Genomic DNA, 17,859 nt, shown 5'->3' on the forward strand with positions numbered 1-17,859 from the left:
GCGATCAATGCGCAGATCAGGCTGACCCGGTTTCCGGATAAAGCGAAGCCAGTGCCGTGGAAAGCAGTTCCTCGGCATAGGTATCTGCCGTTTCCTGCGCACCTTTGGTTAGACCGACCTCGCGCGATCGTTGTCGCACCGTGTCTTGGATCAGGGCTGCTATACCGCGGGCCTGATCAGCATTGCCGTTCTCGGAGGTGTCGAGCGTCAACGCCAATGCGGTCATGGCGACAATCTCCAGCACGACTATTCGCGCTTCCAGATCATTGCTTGCCACACTGTCAGGGTCCGCTCCATCCCTTGCTCGTGTTTCTATCACCGCCCCAGCTCCAATTGGCCTAGCCTCCATTAGGCATGCCGAATAAAGCAGGTAGGGGACCTATTGGAACTTTAAAGCGTGCCAGGTTTTATTTTTCTCTCGGAATGAAAGACTGGGATAATAAAGTCGAAACGGCGTCGACAATCGCTTTGCCCGAAATTTCTATTTCATCGCTATTATCGATCGTGATGACCTTATAGTCGCCGATCACGCCAAGAGAACTCCGTTTCAGCCGGCGCAGAATGTCTTCTCTGCTCTCTCGTCCGCGCGCTTCAAGCCGCAGTGCCAGCACTTCCGGGCGTGCTGTTACGTTGATGACGACGAGGTTCGGATAGGCTTGCCCGAACAGGCCGAGCGCCGAGCGCGATCCGTTTGCGACAACGACCGCGCCGCTCGCCACGGCATTCTTCGTCTCGACGGGTATGCCGTAATGCAATCCGTGAGCTTCCCATGAAACGGCAAAGCGGCCATCGGCTTTGAGCTTTTCGAACTCAGCTTCGCAGACGCCATCATGATTCTCGCCGCCGGCAGCAGCATCGCGGGTTATCACGCGACGGGCAAACACCACATCGGGGTTGCCCGAGAGGGCGCGGGCGGCGTAGGCCATCAATGTGTCCTTGCCGGCCCCACTGGGGCCGACGACCGCGACCATGCAGCCTTCACCGGCTTTTCTGCGGGGTTCGGATGATCCGTGCATTAGGCCACCCGGCGTCCTTGCCGCCAGACGGCGCGCGATACCGGCACGCCTGCCTCGCGGTGAACCCGGACGAGGTCAGCACGCAGGCCGGTCGCGATCCGGCCGCGATCGGCTAGGCCAGCTGTTCGGGCTGGGGTGGACGTCACCATGGAGATCGCCTTTGGCAAAGAGATCCCCTCGACATCGTCTGCAAGAATGAATGGCGCGTAAAGCAGGCTGAGAGGCACGTAGTCCGAGGAGAGGACATCGAGAACGTCTCCGGCAGCAAGATCGCGGGCGGCAATATTGCCGGAATGCGACTTGCCGCGCACGACGTTCGGCGCGCCCATCAGCACGCTCATGCCAGCCCTATGCGAGGCGGCGGCGGCTTCGAAACTGGTTGGGAATTCGGCAAGCTTGACGCCGTTTTCGATCGCCTCGTCGACATGGGCAAGCGTCGCATCGTCATGGCTTGCAACGGTGATACCGTGCTCGGCGCAATGCTTGGCAATCGCGATACGATGCGGCGTCGAATTGCGCTGCGATTCCGCCACGCGCTTGTCGACAAAGATCTTAAAGGCTTCGTCGGTCAGGCCGCGCTTCTTCTGATAGTAGAAGATATACTGATCCATTGTCTGGAACTGACGCTGACCGGGAGCGTGGTCCATCAGCGAGACGAGCCGCACATGGCTGTCATTCTCGAAATCGGCAAAATGCTCCAGCACGTTATCGGCCGAAACCTCGCAGCGGAGGTGGATCAGGTGCTCCGAGCGCAGCCGCCCTTCGCGTTCGGCCGCCTGGATCGCATCGGCCATGGCCCGCATCTCGCCATGCTCGAAGCCACCGTCCTCGTCCGATCCCATTCTCAGGCAATCGAAGACGGTCGTGATGCCGGAAGAGGCGATCTGGGCGTCATGTGCCTGGATCGCCGCCGTCGCATTCCAGCGCACGCCGGGACGCGGAGAATAATGCTGTTCCAGATGGTCGGTATGCAGCTCCACCAGACCCGGGATCAGATAGTCGCCCTCGAAATCCTCGCCCGTGTGAACGCTGCCTTCGGAAAAGTCAGCGATCTTGCCGTCACGGATCTGTACGGAGCCGGAAATAACGCTGTCTTCCAGCACGATGCGGGCATTCTTGAATACGGTCTCGGTCATGAGGCGGTCTTTCTGATCTCGGAAGCGGGCTTCAGGGGCAGCCAGCGATGGGCAATAAAATCTGCGCCGCGGGCAGGCTCGACGAAGAGCGCTATGCCGTTAATGGAGAGCGGCCTGTTGATGAATTCCGCAAAACGGAGCTCGAGAGCGGCGCGCATGGCAGGCGCCTGTTCGGGCGGAACCTGGCCGGACAGCGTCATGTGAAAGCGAAATTCTCCCATCACATGGGGATAACCCCAGCGCATCAGGTTGTCGCGATGCTGCGGCGACAGCGTTTCCGGCTTGCGACGGGCAATATCGGCATCCGACAGCGGCGCCCGGAATGGCTCGAAATCCTCAACGATGCGGGCAGCATAGTCCTGCAGCTCGGGATAGACCCGATCCGGCACCAGCGCGAAGAACCGTCCGAGCTGACCGACAATCAGGTTGGGTATATCGAATGCCTCAGTCGTCGCGGCAAACTCTTTGAAAGCTTCGATCAGTTCCGCTTCCGTCTTGCCGTTTGCGAGTTCGAACGGAGCCTTCAGTGTTGCGTGAAAGGCGTAGCGGCGAGGATCGGCGGTAAGCGCATGAACCTCGTCCACGGAAAGGCCGTTGACCTCGGACGTGGGAAAGGCCTCGCCGGTATAGGCATCACGGCCGAGCCAACGGGATGCGGTCGTCGTCAGCGGATGGTCCGCAGCGGGGGAAAAGTAGAGGGCGTAACGCAAGGCATCATTCCGGAATCAGGAAGGGGCAGAGACGGAAGTCTAGACATCCGTCGTATCCGAAGACAGGCCCAGCGCCTAAAAGATTTCCATGACAGAATGATGATGCGGGCGCGCTTTAATGCGTCGGGCCGCCGATCAGTCGCGAGCGGATCGCATTAGACACGTTGTCGAACAGGAAGACCACGAAGAGGATGAGGAGAACCATATAGGCGACCTTGTCCCAGTCGGCATTGGTGCCCATCGCTTCGAGGAGCTTGAGGCCAATACCGCCTGCGCCGACGGCACCGATGACGGTGGCCGAGCGGGTATTCGATTCCCAGAAGTACAGCGACTGGGAGATAAACACCGGCAGGACCTGCGGCACTACGCCGAAGCGGTTGACGATGATTGGCGAGGCCCCGACCGATTTCACGCCCTCGCGCTGCTTGTCGTCCACGTTCTCGACCGCTTCCGCATAAACCTTTCCAAGCGCGCCGGCATCGGTAAAGAAGATCGCCGCAATGCCGGGGATCGGCCCGGGGCCGAAGGAGCGGGTGAAGAACAGCGCCCAGATCAGCATGTCGACCGAGCGCAGGAAGTCGAACAGACGCTTCATGCCCCAGTTGGCGACGCGGCTTCGCGTGATGTTGCGCGCAGCGATGAACGCGAGCGGGAAGGCAAAGAGCGTGCCGAGCAGCGTGCCAACGAAGGCCATCACCAATGTCTGCATCAGCTTCGAAAGGATGTCGGCATGCTGCCAGACATTGTTGCCGAGAAAGTCGGCGACCATGTGCGAAACGTTGGAGCGCGCCGGATCGAGGCGCTCGCCGACCGTTGCAAGGCTGACCAGTTCGCCCCAGCTCTTGCCCCAGAAATCCGACTTGGTGTCGAACAGGAAGTTTGCCCAGCCGAGGAAACGGCGCTGGATATAGACCTGGGAGGTCCGGATTTCAGCCTGTCCCTCGAAGCCGTAGTCAACGATGACCTTGGCTCCGTCCTGGATGATCGCAGCCGGCGCGCCTGCCGGTGCTGTTGCTGCATCCTCGGTGATCGTGAGGGGGTAAGCAGTACCGTTGACATAGACATCGACGCGGCTTGACGAAACTTCCAGCCTGTCGTTGTCGCTGCCGTAGGTGACCGTATAGCCGCCACCCTGGGTCGGCTGCAGCCAGAATATGTCGGCGCCCTCGGCATATTGCCCGCGGCTCGACCATTGAGCCCGCACAGTGCCATCATCCTGGAAACGCAGGCGCGGCTGTGCGCGCCACGAATACCAGTCCTGGATATAGGAAGACGCACGGTCCCACTGGCCGTTATTGAAGGCGGGGCCAACATTGAAGGCGAAGAAGCAGATCACGAGATAGGCGAATACGATGCCTGAACCGATGACCAGCCCGTAGCGCTTCATGACCGAGCGGTGAAAGACCTCCGGATGGGCCGAGCGCAGCCGTTCGCGATCGGAAGCGTTGATGCTGGGGACCGAAGATGTCATCAGGCTGCTCCTCTGCCGAATTCGAAGGATTGTTGGCCGATCAGCCGGCGGCGAAGCCAGCTCGAGAACTGATCGATCGCGATCACGCTGACAAGCAGCAGGATGATGATCGCATAGGTCTTGGCGGCATGGTCGCGGCCGATCGCCAGACGAAACACTTCGCCGATGCCGCCGCCCCCGACAGCCCCGATGATTGTCGAGGCGCGCACGTTGATCTCGGCGCGCAGCAGCGTGTAGGAAACGAAATTCGGCAGCACCTGGGGAACGATGGCGAAGCGCACGCGCTCGACCCATGAAGCACCGGCGGCACGCAGGCCTTCATCCGGCCTCATGTCGGAATTTTCGACAACTTCGAAGAACAGCTTTCCAAGCGCACCGATCGTATGGACGGTGATCGCGATGATTGCCGCAATCGGCCCGATCGACAGGATGGCGGTCAAAAGGCCGGCAATGACGATTTCCGGAAAGGCGCGCATCACTTCCATGATACGGCGCACGACAAAGCGTGTCGCACCGGCGCCGACCAGATTGGTCGAGGCGAAGAAGCAGAGCAGGAAGGCAATTGCCGCACCGATGATTGTCGAGACAAGCGCGATGTTGATCGTGATGATCAGCTGATAGAAGAAGTTCGGGATGTAGAGCGTGTCGGTAATGTAGACCCGGTCGGCCGTATAGTCGTATTTCAGCGATCCGTCGGCATAGGGCGACGGCAGGTCGAACATCGCCCGGAAAATTTCCATCGGGCTGTCCGGCACGAAGCTGCGGATGAAATCGAAGAAATAGGGCAAGCGTTCGAAGAACTTGCCGGCATTCGCGTTATTGGCGAATTGCAGCGAGTAGAAGAGGGCGATGAGAAAAACGCCGATCGAGATCGCGGTGTAGATCCGGCGTGTCCGAAGCTGCTGCCGGTAATGCTGCATCACCATGGATGCGGCAGGGCCGAGCCCGCCAGAGGTATTTTCGCTGATGGTCGCCATGATCCGCGCTCTCGTTTGACGAACGGCGGCACTCATGGAGTGCCGCCGTCAGAGGATGGGAAGAAGGATCAGCCGCCGATGACGGACTTACGAGCGTCGACGATCGTCTGGTAGAAGGACGGATCGACCTTGATGTATTCCTTGTTGTCGCCCTGGGTGTAGGACTTGAAGCAATCGTGGTCTTTCTTCGGAAGGTCCATGAAATAGGCTTCGACCTTGGCGCGCATGGCTTCCGGCAGTTTGTTATTGACCATCAGCGGGCCGTTCGGGATCAGCGGCGACTTCCAGACTTCGACGATATCGTCCATGTCCAGGTTACCCTTGTTGACCATCTGGTGCAGGTTGCCGCCGGTGTAACCGTCTTCCCACTTGCCAACGCCCGAACCGAAGGTCGTGCCGGCATCGAACTTCTTGTCGAGAACGGCAAGAACGAGGTTCTCGTGACCGCCGCCGAAGCCGGTTTCAGAGAAGTATTCCTTCACCGGTGCGCCGATTTCCTTCGGCAGGGCGACGTTCGGGACGAGATAGCCGGAGGTCGAGTCCGGGTCGGCGAAGCCGAGCTTCTTTCCCTTCAGGTCGGCGAGCGTCTTGATGCCCGAATCCTTGCGGGCGACCATGATCGAGTAGTAACCGCTGGAACCGTCCGACTGGGTGTAGGTCAGGATCGGGTCGACAGCCTTCGGATCCTTGATGGCGATGGCGGCATAGGAGGAGGCGCCCATCGAAGCGATGTCGATCGTGCCGCCGAGCAGGCCCTGGATGACGCCGTTATAGTCCGGCGACGGGAAGATCTGGACTTCCGGAACGCCGGTCGCAGCCTTGAGGCCATCGGCAACACACTGGGTGTTGCGGATCTGGTCGGCTTCGTTTTCCGAGCCGTCGAGACCGATGCGCAGAACCTTGACGTCCTGTGCCATTGCGGAGCCGGCGAGCACGCTGAGTGCAACGGCAGCGAGAAGAGTTTTCTTCAGCATGGTGATCTCCTGTTTCCGGATCATCCGGAGTTGGGTCATGAATGAATGGTTTGCCCTTTACGCGGGCTGTCGATCTGGGTGCGGGTATCAGGCGCTGGCGCTCGCCAGCGAACCGATCCCGCCCGATTGCTGTTCCCGGCCAGCCTGGGCTGCGGGAATGTTGATGCTGGTCGAGGTCATCGTTTCGTCGATGCCGGCGCCATCCTTGTCGGAGCCGTAGATTTCCTGCACGGCAGCCGCCGTGAGTTCAGCTGGAGTGCCGTCGAAGACAACGCTGCCATGAGCCATGCCGATGATCCGCTCGCAATAGCTGCGGGCGGTATCGAGCGTGTGCAGGTTGGTAATGACGGTAATGCCTTCGCGTTCGTTGATGTCGCGTAGCGCATCCATCACGATCTTGGCGTTGAGCGGATCGAGCGAAGCGATCGGCTCGTCGGCAAGCAGCATCTTCGGCGCCTGCATCAGCGCACGGGCAATCGCCACACGCTGTTGCTGGCCGCCCGAAAGCGTGCCCGCGCGCTGCATCGCGGTCTGCTCGATGCCGAGCCGCTCGAGCGCGGCGATAGCCGCCAGCCGCTCGTCGTCGGAAAAGATGTTGAGCAGGCTCAAGACCGTCGAGCGATGGTTCAGGCGGCCGAGCATGACATTGGTCAGCACGTCGAGGCGCGGCACGAGATTGAACTGCTGGAAGATCATCGCGCAGTCACGCTGCCAGTTGCGCAATCCGGCGCCTTTCAGCGAGGACACTTCGACGCTGCCGAAATGGATAGAGCCGGAGCTCGGCTCCTGCAGGCGGTTGATCATCCGCAGAAGGGTGGACTTGCCAGCACCGGACCGGCCGATAATGCCGACCATCTGTCCCTGGGGAATCTCTACATTGACGGCATTGACCGCGATACGATCGCCAAAACGTCGAGCGATATTCCTCAGTTCAAAGTTCATGTTCTAATGCCTGTCCAATCCCCTGGTGGGGATCGGATTAGACTTGGTTGATGAAGTCTGAATGTCGATTCGATGTCAGTTTGATTACAAGCGTGACGCTTCTGTAACGCTTTCGTTACAACGCATGGCGCGCAAGAAAATCCTCTGCTGAAAGTGTCCTGAAATCTTCGAGTGCGCTGCGCAACTTCTTATGATCCCAATCCCACCAGGCGAGCCGGTCCATTTCTTCTCCGATTTTCTTGGTAAAGCGCTCGCGGATCAGTTTGGCCGGCACACCGCCGACGATGGTGTAAGGCGCGACATTCTTGGAGACGACGGCGCCGGCGCCGATCACCGCGCCATTTCCGACATTCACACCCGGCAGGAGGGTGGCGCCGTGGCCGATCCAGACGTCATGACCGATCGTGATCCGGTGTTCCCGACGCCAGTCGAAGAACTCCTTTTCCATATCCGCATCATCCCAATAATAGGCGGCGCGATAGGTGAAGTGATGAAGCGTTGCGCGCTGCATGGGATGGTTGGTGGCGTTGATACGCACTGCGGCGGCAATGTTGACGAACTTGCCGATAGTGGCGCACCAGATCGAGCCATCGCGCTCGATATAGGAATAGTCACCGAATTCCACTTCATCCAGGCGGCAGCGCTCGGCCACTTCCGTGTAGCGTCCGAGCGTCGCGTTCGTCACGCTTGCCGTTTCGTGGATATTCGGCGCCTCGGTCAGTTTCCTGCTCATGCCGCAATGGCCTTCCGTGGAGAAAAGGCACTGACGTCGAGAATACGGTCTGCGACTGCCTCGCGTACTTCCTCGTCATGGAAGATACCAAGCATGGCGACGCCCTCTTCCTTCTTCGCTGCGATCATCTCGACCACGACGCGCCGGTTGGTGGCATCTAGCGAGGCGGTCGGCTCGTCGAGAAGCAGGATGCGATGGCTGGTGATGAAACCGCGAGCGATATTGACGCGCTGCTGCTCGCCGCCGGAGAAGGTAGATGGCGGCAGCGACCACAATTCGCGCGGCAGGTTGAGCCGGGAAAGCAGCTCGGCCGCATTCTCTTTGGCAACCGATGCCTCGACGCCGCGTATGACGAGTGGTTCGGCAACGACATCTATTGCTGCGACGCGCGGCACGGTGCGCAGGAACTGGCTGACATAACCCATCGTGTGACGGCGCACGTCGATGATCGTGCGCGGGTCGGCATTGGCGATATCGACGATCTTGTCTTTGTGATCGACGAGGATCTGGCCCGCATCTACCGCATAATTGCCGTAGAGCATTTTCAGGATCGAACTTTTGCCGATGCCGGACGGGCCGCCGAGCACGACGCATTCGCCGGCGGCGACGGAAAAGTTCACGTCGTTGACGACCGGCAGCTTGATACCGTCGCGCAGATGCATGGTGAAGCTCTTGAAGACTTCCGAGACGACGAGGGGAGTGGCCATCTGGATCTCCTATACTTGCAGGATCGAGGAAACGAGAAGCTGAGTGTAGGGCTCGCGTGGATCGTCGAGCACGCGGTCTGTCAGTCCGTGTTCGATCACGTGACCATCCTTCATCACCATCATCCGGTGCGACAGTAGTCGGGCGACGGCAAGGTCATGGGTGACGACGATCGCCGCGAGACCAAGATCGTTGACGAGGCCGCGGACGAGATCGAGCAGGCGTGCCTGAACCGACACATCGAGACCGCCGGTCGGCTCATCCATGAAGACGAGCCGCGGGCCGGTGACGAGATTGCGGGCAATCTGTAGACGCTGTCGCATCCCGCCGGAAAAGGCGCGCGGCTGGTCGTCGATGCGGTCGGCGGAAATTTCCACCCGACCGAGCCAGTCCGTCGCCGTCTCGCGGATTTTGCCGTAATGCCGATCGCCGACTGCCATTAGCCGCTCGCCGACATTGGCACCGGCAGAAACCGCCATGCGCAATCCGTCCGCCGGGTTCTGGTGAACGAAACCCCAGTCGGTGCGCATCAGGAACCGGCGATCGGCCTCGCTCATGTGATAGAGATCGCGGAAATTGCCGTCGCGCATTCGATATTCGACGCTGCCGGCGGTGGGCAGAAGACGAGTGGAGATGCAGTTCAGAAGCGTCGTCTTGCCCGAGCCGGATTCACCGACGATCGCCAGAACCTCACCGGGCCAAAGCTCGAAATTGACATCCTTGCAGCCGATCCGGCTGCCATAGAATTTCGACACGCCGCTGACTTTGAGAAGAGGGGTATCGGTCATTCCGCAGCCTCCTTTGCAGTTGCCAGCATCACTCCAACATGTCCGTGCTCGCGGCGGTCCTCGCAATGGTCGGTGTCGGAGCAGACGAACATTCGCCCGCCCTTGTCGTCGAGCACGACTTCGTCGAGATAGACGCCATGCGCACCGCAAAGCGCGCAGTCCTGCTCAAATGTCTGGATCTCGAATGGATAGTCCTCGAAATCGAGGCTGACGACCTCCGTATAGGGCGGCACCGCATAGATGCGCTTCTCGCGGCCGGCGCCGAAAAGCTGCAGCGCGTCGGACATGTGCATTTTCGGATTGTCGAATTTCGGCGTCGGCGACGGGTCCATCACATAACGGCCATCGACCTTCACCGGATAGGCATAGGTCTTCGAGATGCGGCCGTTGATGGCGATGTCTTCGTAAAGCTTCACATGCATGAGGCCGTATTCTTCGAGCGCATGCATTTTTCGCGTTTCGGTCTCCCGCGGCTCGAGGAAGCGCAACGGCTCGGGGATCGGCACCTGATAGACGAGAACCTGATTTTCGCCGAGCTTCTGTTCCGGAATGCGGTGACGTGTCTGGATGATCGTTGCATCCTTTGTATGCGTCGTAACCGCCACGTTCGCGACCTTCTGGAAGAAGGCGCGGATGGAGACGGCGTTGGTCGTGTCGTCGGCGCCCTGGTCGATCACTTTCAGCACATCTTCCGGCCCGATGATCGAGGCGGCCACCTGAACGCCGCCGGTGCCCCAGCCATAAGGCATCGGCATTTCGCGCGACGCGAAGGGAACTTGATAGCCGGGTATCGATATGGCTTTCAGGATCGCGCGGCGGATCATCCGCTTCGTCTGTTCGTCCAGATAGGCGAAATTGTAGGTGGCGAGATCGGCACTCATTCGGCAGCATCCTTCATCTCGGTTTCACCCCGGTCGGCAGTGCGTGCGGCTTCGATATCGGCGCGCATCTTGCGGACCATGGCTAGCTCCGCCTGGAAGTCCACGTAATGCGGCAGTTTCAGGTGCTCGACGAAACCGGTCGCCTGCACGTTGTCGGAATGAGAAATGACGAATTCCTCGTCCTGCGCCGGTGCGGTAACGTCCTCACCGAGTTCTTCTGCACGAAGCGCGCGGTCGACCAGCGACATCGACATCGCCTTGCGCTCGCTCTGACCGAAGACGAGGCCGTAACCGCGGGTAAACTGCGGCGGCGCCTTGGATGAGCCCTTGAACTGATTGACCATCTGGCATTCGGTCACGCGGATATGGCCAAGCGAAACGGCAAAGCCGAGTTCCGGTATCTCCATCTCTACCTCGACTTCGCCGATGCGGATTTCACCGACGAACGGATGGTTGCGGCCATAGCCGCGCTGGGTCGAATAACCGAGTGCCAGAAGAAAACCTTCATCGCCGCGTGCCAGAGCCTGCAGGCGCAGGTCACGCCCCATCGGAAACTCCATCGGCTCACGCGTCAGATCGCCCGCTTGATGATCCTGCGGTAGTTCCCCATCGGCCTCGATCAGGCCCTCATGCGCGAGAATGTCGGAGACGCGCATGATCTCCTCGCCACCAGCCTCCCTGCGGGCAGGCTCTTCGACTGCTTCGTCCGACAGTAGCGAGGGGTCGAGAAGGCGATGGGTGTAGTCGAAGGTCGGGCCGAGCAGCTGTCCACCCGGCAGATCCTTGTAGGTCGCCGAAACGCGGCGTTCGACCTGCATCTCGGCAGTGTCGAGCGGCACTGAATTGCCGAAGCGGGGCAGGGTGGTGCGATAGGCGCGCAGCAGGAAGATCGCCTCGATCAGGTCGCCGCGAGACTGGCGCACGGCAAGCGCTGCAAGCGAACGGTCGTAAAGCGAAGCCTCGGCCATCACCCGGTCGACGGCAAGGCCGAGCTGTTCGGCAATCTGGTCGATCGTGACGGAGGGCAGTGAACGATTGCCCCGGCGTCGGTCGGCGAGAAGCCGGTGAGCGTTGCTGATGGCGGCCTCGCCACCTTTGACGGCAACATACATGGTCTACTCTCCTTGAGGGCTAAGCCACGATCTTCGTCGTGCGGGGCAGGCACAGAAAACTGCGTCCTGCCGTCAGGATGACATCGACACCGCGTGGAAACAGCGGTCGGTTGTCGGCCCATAAACGCAGGAACGCCTCGGGCAATCCGGCGATCTCGACGGTCTTGGACTGAAGGATGCCCGGTCCCGACAGCGTGAAGGATTGGCCTTCACCAAGTCCCGCCACTTCGATGACGAGCGTCGTCGAACGATCCGGATATTCCTGGCTGCCGAGCGAAAAGAGACCAAAGGAAGAAGGCGTCACGCCCGGCTCCACGAATGCAAAACGGGCCTCTGCCTTTTCGCGGGTTATCGTGGCACCGGAATGGAAGCCGATCCATTCGCCGACTGCGGATTTGGCAAAACCTGCGCTGAGCCATACCGGCGTGTCATGGTCGCAAAGCGTCAACGCGATTGCGCCGGCTGCTGCTCCAAGCGGATCGGGCTGACCTACATCATGCTCGATCGTGCGGATGGATCCCGGCCGCGCCATGCCGTCCATCAGCATGCGAAATACGCTCTGGGACTGGAAGACCGGATCGGAAAAGCCACCGGTAAAGGCCTGTGTATTGGCAGACATCAGTCTTCTCCCCGAACCATTGTGAAGAAGTCGACGCGGGTCGCGGCAGTCTCTTCCGCCTTTGCCCGGTTTTGCGCCGTAACCCGATGTTCAATCGGGGCAAGCAAGACGTTTTCGACGTGGTCTCTCGTGGCATCCTCCTGCCAGAGCGCATCGAATATCGCCGCGAGCTTTGCCTTCTGCTTATCCGTGCCGAGAGCTTGCGCGTGGCCGACAGTGCCGGATGCGAGTGCGACAGTTGCGCGTGTCACGGTTGCTTCGCCGAGATTAAACGGACTGCCGCCGCCGCCGATACGGCCGCGGACCATCACCAGTCCGGTTTCCGGGCCACGAACGGGTTTCGTGTCGGGCTTGTCTTTTAATGCATCCCACGCGGCGCGAAGTTCATCCGCCGTCGCTTTGGCGAGAAGGGAAGCGCACCGCCTGCGGCCTGCCTGTTCGGGCGGCAGGGTCTGCTCTGCAACACTCATGGCGACTCTCCAAAATGTCTATTGATATAGACAACTATACAAGGTAACTTAGCCATAACTTTTCGATATAACAAGCGTGTGACATGGATATGCAGGAAGCGGCGGTTCGCCGGCAAAACGGGGTAGCGCTCTGGCGGCAGATTGCCGACAGGATACGCACGGCCATCGCCGGCGGTGACTATGACGACACCGGCAAGGTGCCGCCGGAAGTGGTGCTGGCAGCCCAGTTCGGCGTCAATCGCCACACCGTGCGCAGCGCTCTCGCAGCACTTGCACAGGAAGGCATCGTCCAGGCAGTGCAGGGGCGGGGAACACTTATCCTTCGCAAGGAGAGGCTGAACTTTCCGATCTCGCGGCGCACGCGATTCAATCAGGGCATTGGCGATCAGGCGCGGGAGAAGGAGGGCATCTTGCTCGCCTCATCCGAAGAGGCAGCAAGTGTGGATCTCGCCGCTCGGCTGCAATTGCCTTTAGGCTCAAGGCTCATCCGTCTCGAAACACTGAGAAAGGCCGACCGCCGGCCCGTCTCGCGCGCAACGGCCTGGTTTCCCGCAAAACGCTTTGTCGGTATGGCCGATGCCTATCGCGAAAGCGGCTCCATCACCGCAGCCTTTGCGGCTGTCGGCTTGCCGGACTATATCCGCGCCTCGACGGAAATCACCGCCGTCCACGCGGAAAATGATGATCTCGCCTCCCTGGAACTGTCGCCCGGAGCGATCGTGCTTGTCACTCGAGCGCTGAATGTCGATCCCGATGGCGTACCGGTCCAATATGCCGTCAGCCGCTTTCCGGCTGACGCGGTTCAGTTCACCATCGAGAATTGATCGGACCGGAATAGAAAACGCCAGCCGCAGTTTCCTGTCGGCTGGCGTCTGAATGTCTGGACCGAAGTAACGCTTAATGCGCGCCGGACATGTCGCCGAGCACTTCCTTGGAAGCGACGGTGGAGTCGGCGTTGAGCTTGTAGACCATCGGAACGCCGGTTGCGAGGTTGACGCCGAGGATCTGCTCCTTGGTCAGTTTGTCGAGCACCATGACCAGCGAGCGCAGCGAATTGCCGTGTGCTGCAACCAGAACCTTTTCGCCGCGAAGGACGCGGGGCAGGATTTCGGTCAGGTAATAGGGCCAGACGCGGGCGCCGGTATCACGCAGGCTTTCGCCGCCCGGAGGCGGGACGTCATAGGAACGGCGCCAGATGTGAACCTGCTCCTCGCCCCACTTGGCGCGGGCATCATCCTTGTTGAGGCCGGAGAGATCGCCGTAGTCGCGTTCGTTGAGCGCCTGGTCCTTGATCGTTTCAAGGTCCGGCTGGCCGACCTTGTCGAGCACGATCTTCAGCGTCTTCTGCGCGCGCTGCAGGTCGGAGGTAAATGCGATGTCGAACTTGATGCCGGTCTCGGCCAGTGCCTGACCGCCGGTCTCGGCTTCCTGGATCCCGAGCGGGGTCAGGTCAGGGTCCTTCCAGCCGGTGAACAGATTTTTGAGATTCCAGTCGCTCTGGCCGTGACGAACGAGGACAAGGGTACCGCTCATGAGAAAGACCTCCGTATATTATTGATTTGAGAGCCCGAGCACGTCGAGCATCGAATATTGACCGGGCTTCTTATTACGCGCCCAGAGTGCGGCTGCAACTGCCCCGCGTGCGAAAATAGAGCGGTCCCGGGCACTGTGCGACAATGTAACCAGCTCGCCTTCACCGGCGAGAATGACGGAATGATCGCCGACGACGGAGCCGCCGCGCAGCGTTGCAAAGCCGATCGTGCCGCCCGGGCGCGGGCCGGTATGACCATCACGAACGCGCACGGACTGGGAAGCAAGGTCGATGCCGCGCCCTGCGGCAGCCGCTTCGCCGAGCAGCAGCGCGGTGCCCGACGGCGCATCGACCTTGTGCTTGTGGTGCATCTCGATGATTTCGATATCCCAGCCCTCTGCCGGCAAGGCATGCGCGGCCTGCTTGGTAAGGACACTCAAAAGATTGACGCCGAGGCTCATATTGCCCGACTTCACCACCCGCGCATGACGGCTTGCTGCGGTGAACTTCTCTTCGTCGTCGATGGAGCAGCCGGTCGTGCCGATCACATGCACGATACGCGCCTGCGCAGCGAGCCCGGCAAAGGTGACGCTGGCAGCAGGCGCGGTGAAATCGACCACGCCCTCGGCATTGAGAAAGGCCTGAAGCGGATCGCTGGTTACCGCAACGCCGATCGGTCCAACACCCGACAATTCACCTGCATCCTTGCCGAGGAACGGAGAGCCTTCGCGCTCGATGGCTGCATGAAGAGTGACGCCGGGCGTTTCGTGGATCACGCGGATCAGGGTCTGGCCCATTCGACCGCCGGCACCCACGACGACCAGCTTCATCTCGTTTTCACTCATGTCCTGCCTGTTCCTGCTTAATGATGTTCCGGCGATTGCAGATTGTTGAGCCGAGCGTAGAGGCCGTTCTTGCGCTGGGCAAGGTCCTCATGCGTGCCTTCCTCGACGACGCGGCCTTCCTGCATCACCACGATCTTGTCGGCGTTGACGACGGTCGACAGTCGGTGCGCAATGACGATCACGGTGCGGCCGCGCATGGCCGTGTCGAGCGCCTTCTGCACGGCGGCCTCCGACTCGTTGTCGAGCGCCGATGTCGCCTCGTCGAGCAGTAGGATCGGCGCGTTGCGTACCAGTGCGCGGGCGATCGAAAGCCTCTGCCGCTGGCCGCCGGAAAGCGTCACACCGTTTTCGCCGACCGATGTGTCATAGCCTTCGGACTGGGCAATGATGAATTCATGCGCGTGCGCGAGCTTCGCTGCCTCCTCGACCTCTTCGTCGGTTGCGTCCGGACGTCCGTATCGGATGTTGTCGCGGATCGAGCCTTCGAACATGTAGGGCTGTTGCGAGACATAAGCGAGCTGGTGGCGAAGCGAGGATTTCGTAACGTCGGCGATATTTTGTCCGTCGATCAGGATCTCGCCTTCCGCCGGATCGTAGAAGCGCGGAATGAGGTTGATAATGGTCGATTTGCCGGCACCTGAAGGTCCGACAAGCGCAGTCGTTTTGCCGCCTTCGGCGACAAGGCTCACTCCGCGAAGGATCGGTGAACCTGTCGCATAGGAAAAAACGACATCCTTGAGTTCGACCTTGGCCTCGGTGATCGCAAGGGCAGGTGCGCCGGGCTTTTCGCGTTGCGCGGGCTGCAGATCGAGAAGGGCATAGATCATCTGCGCGTTGACCACGGCGCGGTCCATCTGCACCTGCAGCTTGGCAAGCCGGCGTGCCGGATCATAGGCCAACAGCAAGGCGGTGACGAAGGCGAAGAAAGCCCCTGGCGGCACGTTGTCGTAGATCGAACGGAATGCGGCATAGGCCAGCACGCTCGCGATGGAAAAACCGGCAAAGGTTTCCGTCAGCGGCGAGGTGCGCTCGGAAAGCCGCGCGATGCGGTTGGAGCGGGCCTCAGCCGTCTGGATGATCTTGTTGACCTTCTTCTCGAGCTCCTGCTCCATAGTGAAGGCCTTCACCACCGCAATGCCCTGCACCGTTTCCTGCATGGCGCCAAGAACGCGGCTGTTGATCTCGATCGACTCCCTGGTCGCCAGTCGAAGTCGGCGAGACACATAACGGAGCGCATAAAGGAGCGGCGGCGCGACGGCAAAGACGATCAGCGATAGAACCCAGTCCTTGGAAATCATAACGCCGACAAGCGAGACGAGCGTCAGGAGATCGCGTGCTGTCGAGGTGACCGTCAGGTTCATCACATCGCGGATGCCCGAAATGTTCTGGCTGATCTGTGCCGCCAGATGCGCGGAACGGGCTTCCGAGAAGAAGCCGACCGAGAGCGACATCATGTGGCTGTATAGCCGGCGCTGATAACGCGCCACGATATTGTTGCTAATCTTCGACAGTGCAACCGCTTGGCCATAGGTGGCGAAACCGCGCAGCACGAAAGCAGCAAGGATAGAGCCGCATATCAGCCAGACGATATCTGCGCGACGATTGGCAAATGCCTCGTTGACAACCTTCTCCATGATCCAGGCGGTAAATGCGGTTGAAAGCGCCACGACAATCAGACAGCTGATCGCAAATACATATCCACGGATATGGTCGCGGCCGTTTTCCGAAATGATACGCTTCAGCACGCTGACGACGGTGCTGGAATCAACGTGACGTTTTTTTTCTTTTTCAGCCTTCAATGGAAAGTCCCAATTCGGCAGTATCACTGCGCAGTCTCAAGAAGGGGCTTGTTAACCCCTTAGGCTTGGTTTTGCCAGCCGACCTTGCCGGATTCGTTAATGGTGTGACTTTCCGGCATTCACCGACGCCAGCAGCGCCCCTCGGTAGCAATACCATAAGAGGCCGGCGTGCGGGCATAGCTGGCAAGGCCGGCGAGCGCTGCCTGCGGATGCGTCACGACAAAAGTCGGGATTGTCTCCATCAGTTCCTTATGCGGTGCCTTGTCCTCGAAAGCCGCCCGGAAGGCGGGTTTCTTCAGCTCAGGCAGGATTTTTGGCGAAATCCCGCCACCAAGGAAAACGCCGCCGCGCGCCATGAAGATGAGGGCCAGATCACCGGCGAGACGGCCGAGATAGGTCACGAACAGTTCGAGTGCCTCCGCAGCCTGGGCGTTCTTCCCGTTCAGACCCTCTTCGGTCACATACTTGGGCTGGCTGACGCTCGGTGTAACGCTGTCAGCCGCGCAGACCGCATTGTAGATATGCAGGAGGCCGCGTCCGGAAATGATTTCCTCGGCCGAGACACGCCCCTCGATGGTGACAAGATGCGGAAAGATCTCGAGATCGCGCGGCGTGCGCGGGCCGATATCGACATGGCCGCCTTCACCCGGCACGGGAAACCAAGTGTCTTGGGCGTGAAGCAGGCCAGCAACGCCAAGACCAGTGCCGGGGCCAAGTACGACCCGTGTTGCATCGACGGCAGGCGCATTCGGGCCGATCTGCTCGCGGTCGCTATCGGTCAAGCTGGCAACTGCGAGCGCCTGAGCCTCGAAGTCGTTGAGGACGAGCACCGCGTCAAAGCCGAGTTCGCCGATCATTTTCTTCGGCCGAACGATCCAGTCGCAATTGGTCAGATCGATTTCGTCGCCGTCGACCGGACCGGCAATGGCAAGGATTGCCGAACGCGGCTTGGCAAGCTCGGGATTGTTGAAGACCTTGTCGACGATCGCATCGTCGATCGTCTCGTAATCCGCCGTCTGCACATGGACGAAGTCCGTTGCCTTGCTTTCGGCATCGACAAGAATGGAGAAGCGGGCATTGGTGCCGCCGATATCTCCGATCAGGATAGGAAAGGGCAGTGCCTCGGAATGAACATTGGCCATGGGGAGCG

At 60.2% G+C, this 17,859-nt stretch carries 20 protein-coding genes; 1 reads left to right on the top strand and 19 read right to left on the bottom strand.

From position 1 onward, the window contains the following. Positions 1-16 precede the first annotated feature (16 nt). The 15 genes from JZX87_RS06875 to phnG form a co-directional block, all read right to left on the bottom strand. Positions 17-277, bottom strand: coding sequence for a hypothetical protein (locus tag JZX87_RS06875; RefSeq protein WP_148146178.1), 261 nt, complete (start codon positions 275-277; stop codon positions 17-19). Between the two features lie 130 nt (positions 278-407). Beyond that, complete coding sequence (phnN, locus tag JZX87_RS06880; RefSeq protein WP_246435988.1) at positions 408-1,016, bottom strand: phosphonate metabolism protein/1,5-bisphosphokinase (PRPP-forming) PhnN; 609 nt, start codon at positions 1,014-1,016, stop codon at positions 408-410. Beyond that, on the bottom strand, positions 1,016-2,152 hold the full coding sequence (locus JZX87_RS06885; RefSeq protein ID WP_206824787.1) for an alpha-D-ribose 1-methylphosphonate 5-triphosphate diphosphatase: 1,137 nt from the start codon (positions 2,150-2,152) through the stop codon (positions 1,016-1,018). Before JZX87_RS06885 ends, phnN begins: the two co-directional genes overlap by 1 nt. Then, entirely contained in the window at positions 2,149-2,862 is a 714-nt protein-coding gene (locus JZX87_RS06890; protein WP_206824789.1) for a DUF1045 domain-containing protein, read from the bottom strand. Before JZX87_RS06890 ends, JZX87_RS06885 begins: the two co-directional genes overlap by 4 nt. A gap of 115 nt (positions 2,863-2,977) precedes the next feature. Continuing rightward, positions 2,978-4,333 (bottom strand): phosphonate ABC transporter, permease protein PhnE, encoded by a 1,356-nt coding sequence (gene phnE / locus JZX87_RS06895; protein WP_206824791.1) that lies wholly within the window; start codon positions 4,331-4,333, stop codon positions 2,978-2,980. After that, positions 4,333-5,259 (bottom strand): phosphonate ABC transporter, permease protein PhnE, encoded by a 927-nt coding sequence (phnE, locus tag JZX87_RS06900; protein ID WP_502711306.1) that lies wholly within the window; start codon positions 5,257-5,259, stop codon positions 4,333-4,335. The genes phnE (JZX87_RS06895) and phnE (JZX87_RS06900) overlap by 1 nt, the downstream gene beginning before the upstream one ends. Positions 5,260-5,378: 119 nt before the next feature. After that, on the bottom strand, positions 5,379-6,284 hold the full coding sequence (gene phnD, locus JZX87_RS06905) for a phosphonate ABC transporter substrate-binding protein (RefSeq protein WP_148146173.1): 906 nt from the start codon (positions 6,282-6,284) through the stop codon (positions 5,379-5,381). Between the two features lie 87 nt (positions 6,285-6,371). Beyond that, positions 6,372-7,226 (bottom strand): phosphonate ABC transporter ATP-binding protein, encoded by an 855-nt coding sequence (gene phnC, locus JZX87_RS06910; protein ID WP_206824793.1) that lies wholly within the window; start codon positions 7,224-7,226, stop codon positions 6,372-6,374. Between the two features lie 115 nt (positions 7,227-7,341). Next, entirely contained in the window at positions 7,342-7,959 is a 618-nt protein-coding gene (locus JZX87_RS06915; protein WP_206824795.1) for a DapH/DapD/GlmU-related protein, read from the bottom strand. Beyond that, complete coding sequence (phnL, locus tag JZX87_RS06920) at positions 7,956-8,666, bottom strand: phosphonate C-P lyase system protein PhnL (RefSeq protein WP_148146170.1); 711 nt, start codon at positions 8,664-8,666, stop codon at positions 7,956-7,958. Before phnL ends, JZX87_RS06915 begins: the two co-directional genes overlap by 4 nt. A gap of 9 nt (positions 8,667-8,675) precedes the next feature. Beyond that, positions 8,676-9,452, bottom strand: coding sequence for a phosphonate C-P lyase system protein PhnK (gene phnK, locus JZX87_RS06925; protein ID WP_148146169.1), 777 nt, complete (start codon positions 9,450-9,452; stop codon positions 8,676-8,678). Then, positions 9,449-10,333, bottom strand: a complete 885-nt coding sequence (locus JZX87_RS06930) for an alpha-D-ribose 1-methylphosphonate 5-phosphate C-P-lyase PhnJ (RefSeq protein ID WP_206824797.1) — start codon at positions 10,331-10,333, stop codon at positions 9,449-9,451. Before JZX87_RS06930 ends, phnK begins: the two co-directional genes overlap by 4 nt. Next, positions 10,330-11,445, bottom strand: a complete 1,116-nt coding sequence (locus tag JZX87_RS06935) for a carbon-phosphorus lyase complex subunit (RefSeq protein ID WP_206824799.1) — start codon at positions 11,443-11,445, stop codon at positions 10,330-10,332. Before JZX87_RS06935 ends, JZX87_RS06930 begins: the two co-directional genes overlap by 4 nt. Positions 11,446-11,464: 19 nt before the next feature. Next, complete coding sequence (gene phnH, locus JZX87_RS06940; RefSeq protein ID WP_206824801.1) at positions 11,465-12,064, bottom strand: phosphonate C-P lyase system protein PhnH; 600 nt, start codon at positions 12,062-12,064, stop codon at positions 11,465-11,467. Continuing rightward, the gene (phnG, locus tag JZX87_RS06945; protein WP_206824803.1) at positions 12,064-12,534 is read right to left on the bottom strand and encodes a phosphonate C-P lyase system protein PhnG; all 471 of its coding nucleotides are present in this window, start codon (positions 12,532-12,534) and stop codon (positions 12,064-12,066) included. The genes phnH and phnG overlap by 1 nt, the downstream gene beginning before the upstream one ends. A gap of 89 nt (positions 12,535-12,623) precedes the next feature. Between phnG and phnF the strand changes: the two genes are divergently transcribed. Beyond that, positions 12,624-13,358 carry a phosphonate metabolism transcriptional regulator PhnF gene (gene phnF / locus JZX87_RS06950; protein WP_206825112.1) on the top strand — a complete coding sequence of 245 codons (735 nt, stop codon included), beginning with the start codon at positions 12,624-12,626 and terminating at the stop codon, positions 13,356-13,358. 73 nt (positions 13,359-13,431) lie between these two features. Here phnF and JZX87_RS06955 read toward each other — a convergent pair whose 3' ends face one another. The 4 genes from JZX87_RS06955 to JZX87_RS06970 all read right to left on the bottom strand — a co-directional run bounded on the left by JZX87_RS06955 (position 13,432) and on the right by JZX87_RS06970 (position 17,851). Continuing rightward, complete coding sequence (locus JZX87_RS06955; RefSeq protein ID WP_206824805.1) at positions 13,432-14,067, bottom strand: 2,3-bisphosphoglycerate-dependent phosphoglycerate mutase; 636 nt, start codon at positions 14,065-14,067, stop codon at positions 13,432-13,434. Positions 14,068-14,085: 18 nt separating this feature from the next. Beyond that, positions 14,086-14,910, bottom strand: coding sequence for a 4-hydroxy-tetrahydrodipicolinate reductase (dapB, locus tag JZX87_RS06960; protein ID WP_206824807.1), 825 nt, complete (start codon positions 14,908-14,910; stop codon positions 14,086-14,088). A 17-nt stretch (positions 14,911-14,927) separates the two neighbouring features. Beyond that, complete coding sequence (locus JZX87_RS06965) at positions 14,928-16,709, bottom strand: ABC transporter ATP-binding protein (RefSeq protein WP_206824809.1); 1,782 nt, start codon at positions 16,707-16,709, stop codon at positions 14,928-14,930. Positions 16,710-16,828: 119 nt separating this feature from the next. Next, entirely contained in the window at positions 16,829-17,851 is a 1,023-nt protein-coding gene (locus JZX87_RS06970) for a glucokinase (RefSeq protein WP_206824811.1), read from the bottom strand. Positions 17,852-17,859 lie beyond the last annotated feature (8 nt).

Origin of the sequence: Agrobacterium sp. Ap1 (assembly GCF_017313375.1) — a bacterium.
GTDB classification, from domain to species: Bacteria; Pseudomonadota; Alphaproteobacteria; order Rhizobiales; family Rhizobiaceae; genus Neorhizobium; species Neorhizobium cellulosilyticum.

Excerpts from the sequence above, each read along its gene's own strand:
- phnN (WP_246435988.1), bottom strand. The coding sequence starts at position 1,016 with ATGCACGGATCATCCGAACCCCGCAGAAAAGCCGGTGAAGGCTGCATG.
- JZX87_RS06885 (WP_206824787.1), bottom strand. The coding sequence starts at position 2,152 with ATGACCGAGACCGTATTCAAGAATGCCCGCATCGTGCTGGAAGACAGC.
- phnE (WP_206824791.1), bottom strand. The coding sequence starts at position 4,333 with ATGACATCTTCGGTCCCCAGCATCAACGCTTCCGATCGCGAACGGCTG.
- phnE (WP_502711306.1), bottom strand. The coding sequence starts at position 5,259 with ATGGTGATGCAGCATTACCGGCAGCAGCTTCGGACACGCCGGATCTAC.
- phnD (WP_148146173.1), bottom strand. The coding sequence starts at position 6,284 with ATGCTGAAGAAAACTCTTCTCGCTGCCGTTGCACTCAGCGTGCTCGCC.
- phnC (WP_206824793.1), bottom strand. The coding sequence starts at position 7,226 with ATGAACTTTGAACTGAGGAATATCGCTCGACGTTTTGGCGATCGTATC.
- JZX87_RS06915 (WP_206824795.1), bottom strand. The coding sequence starts at position 7,959 with ATGAGCAGGAAACTGACCGAGGCGCCGAATATCCACGAAACGGCAAGC.
- phnL (WP_148146170.1), bottom strand. The coding sequence starts at position 8,666 with ATGGCCACTCCCCTCGTCGTCTCGGAAGTCTTCAAGAGCTTCACCATG.
- phnK (WP_148146169.1), bottom strand. The coding sequence starts at position 9,452 with ATGACCGATACCCCTCTTCTCAAAGTCAGCGGCGTGTCGAAATTCTAT.
- JZX87_RS06930 (WP_206824797.1), bottom strand. The coding sequence starts at position 10,333 with ATGAGTGCCGATCTCGCCACCTACAATTTCGCCTATCTGGACGAACAG.
- JZX87_RS06935 (WP_206824799.1), bottom strand. The coding sequence starts at position 11,445 with ATGTATGTTGCCGTCAAAGGTGGCGAGGCCGCCATCAGCAACGCTCAC.
- phnH (WP_206824801.1), bottom strand. The coding sequence starts at position 12,064 with ATGTCTGCCAATACACAGGCCTTTACCGGTGGCTTTTCCGATCCGGTC.
- phnG (WP_206824803.1), bottom strand. The coding sequence starts at position 12,534 with ATGAGTGTTGCAGAGCAGACCCTGCCGCCCGAACAGGCAGGCCGCAGG.
- phnF (WP_206825112.1), top strand. The coding sequence starts at position 12,624 with ATGCAGGAAGCGGCGGTTCGCCGGCAAAACGGGGTAGCGCTCTGGCGG.
- JZX87_RS06955 (WP_206824805.1), bottom strand. The coding sequence starts at position 14,067 with ATGAGCGGTACCCTTGTCCTCGTTCGTCACGGCCAGAGCGACTGGAAT.
- dapB (WP_206824807.1), bottom strand. The coding sequence starts at position 14,910 with ATGAGTGAAAACGAGATGAAGCTGGTCGTCGTGGGTGCCGGCGGTCGA.
- JZX87_RS06970 (WP_206824811.1), bottom strand. The coding sequence starts at position 17,851 with ATGGCCAATGTTCATTCCGAGGCACTGCCCTTTCCTATCCTGATCGGA.